The organism is Polaromonas sp. P1_H6, from assembly GCF_056405195.1.
In genome coordinates, this window is sequence record NZ_JBFUCN010000064.1 from 1 (window position 1) to 3,214 (window position 3,214).

The 3,214-nt window shown below is 52.1% G+C and carries 5 protein-coding genes; 1 reads left to right on the top strand and 4 read right to left on the bottom strand.

The annotated features are described in order from the left end of the window. A partial coding sequence (locus tag AC1D1F_RS24640) for a hypothetical protein (RefSeq protein WP_477700879.1) occupies nucleotides 1-248 on the top strand: 248 nt, incomplete at its 5' end. Here AC1D1F_RS24640 and AC1D1F_RS24645 read toward each other — a convergent pair. From AC1D1F_RS24645 to AC1D1F_RS24660, 4 genes are all read right to left on the bottom strand, one after another. Then, a complete protein-coding gene (locus AC1D1F_RS24645) occupies nucleotides 219-611 on the bottom strand; it encodes a hypothetical protein (RefSeq protein ID WP_477679146.1) in 393 nt (130 codons plus the stop codon). The two genes, AC1D1F_RS24640 and AC1D1F_RS24645, sit on opposite strands and share 30 nt — an antisense overlap. A gap of 206 nt (nucleotides 612-817) precedes the next feature. Next, nucleotides 818-1,309 (bottom strand): hypothetical protein, encoded by a 492-nt coding sequence (locus tag AC1D1F_RS24650; protein ID WP_477679145.1) that lies wholly within the window; start codon nucleotides 1,307-1,309, stop codon nucleotides 818-820. Nucleotides 1,310-1,325: 16 nt separating this feature from the next. Continuing rightward, nucleotides 1,326-1,739: a hypothetical protein gene (locus tag AC1D1F_RS24655; protein WP_477679144.1), complete on the bottom strand. Its 414-nt coding sequence runs from the start codon at nucleotides 1,737-1,739 to the stop codon at nucleotides 1,326-1,328. 2 nt (nucleotides 1,740-1,741) lie between these two features. Further along, nucleotides 1,742-3,214: CdiA C-terminal domain-containing protein (locus AC1D1F_RS24660; protein ID WP_477700880.1), on the bottom strand; the 1,473-nt coding region annotated here is incomplete at its 5' end.

Sequence of the window (3,214 nt, forward strand, 5' to 3'; positions counted from 1 at the left end):
ATGTCGCCTGCGGGGGCGATCACGTCGCTGCCGACCTGTTTGTAGGCCTCGCCGGCTTGCAGGGTGACGTTGCCGGCGATGCTGCCCACGGTGCTGGCCGCGGCGCTGGTGCCTTGCGCCTTCTGCTGCGTGGATCGCTCTTGCGTGCCGATGCTGATGCCGCCGCCGTTGGCTCGTATTGCCTCCTCAGGTTCGCGCCAGATGTTCGGATTGAATTTCTAAGGGCGGCTGCGCAGTTTGGCTTGTAACGCCTCATCAAACTCAGCAAGAGTGAACTCCTGTCCAGAATTTAAATAGCCTGCGTCGTCATAGATAGTTTCGCCAAATCTTTTGCACAGAGAGTAAGTCACCAGCGCGGCAAACAAATCGTCACCTCGGGTACTAACTGCACCCATGTATTTCTTAGCGTTAGGTATCCGCGCATCAACAGGTTGCTCAGAGATTGCTACCCAGCACCACTCATTTTCAGCTTCGCCCTTCACATACGGGTCTCTGTGAATAGGGCCAACCAATTCCATCGTCACCGTTGGCATCTTTTGTTTGAAATGAGAGAAGCCATCTTTTATGGCGCTCAACAACTCATCATGTGGGGGGTTGAGCGTCATAGGCACGAAAGAGCCTCTCATGGTGTTCCCGGAGTTTTCAACGTAGAGCGAGTCAATGCTACCCAGCCATTTGAGGTTTTGATGTTGATGCTCCCTCGCTCAAGCTATTGCGATCGCTCTGCCTAGCGTTGTTCTAGCTGCAAGCAAGTGATTTGATGGTTTGTAGCAAAGACACCTTCCAATTCAAACCACATTTCAAGTGCCATTTTCAGTTATTTCCGAGTCGGCGTGGCCACTAAAGGATCAATCCCTTGGCTATCTTGGAGCATCCCAGAACCACTCAAACCCTCTTTTTTGTCCCGAATAGCGTAAACACCTTCACCTTGAAATGAAAGTACAAACTGCATCGGCGATAGTTGACTAAGACGGGTAAGAAATGCCTTTATGTCTTCCACCGCTTCGTCATATTTTTTGTTATGTATGCGAAAGACCAGGCCTTCACCCACTGGGAAATTACATCCATGATTTCCTTCAGCGGAAACAAATGGTCGAGGGCCTCTATTCCAGTTTCCACGACTATCTTCCCACCCTTCAAACGTGGTCCTACCTATTTGAGTTTCAGAATTGCTGAAGAACATTCGTTTATCTAAGCTTGGGTCATCAAAGGCGTCAAGGTTTCCAATGCCACTTTGTACGAGGGCGGCTTTTACTGCAGCCCAATCCGTGGGTGGCCCTTCAAGTTCCAAATACATTTCGAGGGCCATTTAGTTACTCTTCCAACTATCTTGGCGCATCCCAGAACCACTCAAATCCACGTCGATGGTCACGTATAGCGCGGACCTCCTCAATCTGGAACGAAAGTACGAACTGCATTTGCGAAGATTCGCTCAAGTGGGTGAGAAAGGTTTTGATGTCCGCCTTAGATTCATCGTACTTACTGTTGTTGATTCGAAAGATCAGACCACCGTAAACCACGAATTTGCAACCGTGAAGGCCTTCAGCGGTTACCCCGTTCCTAGGCGCGTCACTCCATGTAAAAGTCCGAACCCACGTATTAGACTTTTTGAAATACGTATCCAGTTCGCCTTCTTTTAGAAACTCCAGATTCTCTACACCAGTATCAGCAAGCGCAGCTTCCACAAGTTTCCAATCTGGAGGATTGCCTTCAAGCTCCAACCACATTTCAAGTGCCATTTTCAGTTACTCCCGGTCAGAACAGTCACCTTGCCGTTCTTGATAACAACTAAGTTTTGTAACCCACTTACCGGGTTACGTTGGAAAAATTGCGCAATATCACTTGTCGACAGTGTTGAATCTGCGAGATTTATCACGACGTTCGGTGCCTGTTGCTTACCCTTCTGCGGGTTTACTTTCGCACCCACAGCCTCCCGAATAGTCTGCACATTTCCCGTTCTCGGCGAATAGACATCTGCCACTTCTCCGTTGACACGCAAGTCAGGCTGTTTCGTTTTACTGCTACCTCCGTCATTGGGTAACCGCTCCACATCGTAGCCATGCTTTGAAAGTGTATCGGCGGCCTCGTTCTGACGGCTTATTGAACGAACGTCCTCGGAGCTGGCGTTGGCTTTTGGCGCTTCCGGCTCTCCTCGCAATGTTCCAGGCTTTGCTGGCACATCAACTTCACGCATCGCAAAGCGTGTTTCATCAACCGTTGTTTTCGAGCCTTCATAGTCCCCTGTCCGCACAGGTCGTTTTCCGTCCGACCCCGCTTCCGCTGCTGGTTTTTCGCCGCTCTGGGCTCGTCGACCCATATCCACCAGATCGTTGGCATAGGCGACCGTGATGCCATAACGAAACACCGCACTTGCTTGACTATTCTGCTGCTGGACGAAGCTGTAGCACCTGGCGTCTCCAGAATCACAGACATCTGCCGGATTCATGTTCATGGCAGCGGCGGCAGCACCGAATAGACGGCCAGACGCCCCAGCGGCATCAGGGTCAGCGCCAAACATCGCGTCCATTCCGCTCATGGCCTCACGCTGCTGCTGGTTGCTAAGGTCGGTCCAGTGTTTATACACTCCACTCACATCGCAACCTGAGGTTGCCTTGCAACGCTTTAATTCTTCTTTAAAAGTACCCCACTGGCTGCTGCGCCAGTAGGTGCTGTGCTTCAAGAAGTTATTAACCACTTCGTTGACAGCTGCTCCCGCTCCGGCAATTCCGCCTACAGCCGCACCAACAGCCGTTGAAGCAAGCGCAGTCAGCGTCTGTGCCAATGTGCCCTCAATCCCCGCATCAGCAAGCGCTTGAGCTACGGTGGGCGCAGTCAATGTCCCTGCCGCTGCACCGGTGGCACCACTGGCCCCGCCCGTCAGCCCGCCGATCAGCGCGTGAGCCGCAACACGCAACACACCTTTGTCGCCCCAGTTCTCTTCGAGCTCTTTGGCCTGTGCATTCAATGCACGCTTGTGCTCATCATTGGATTCTGCATCGGCCTGACTTCTCAGGGCAGCCGCATCCTTGAGCTTTTGGGCTGCGTAGTCGCCCACGGCTTTTGAGGCTTCTTTGCCAAAAGCCTGCGTAATCTGCACCTGGGCATCGATCTCTTTCTGCACCCGCTCGGCATCAAAGATTTTTGCAATGCCGGTTTCAGCATCGGTGCTTCTGACAGCCGTGTTACCGGCAATCCCGCTGATACCGCCGCTTGA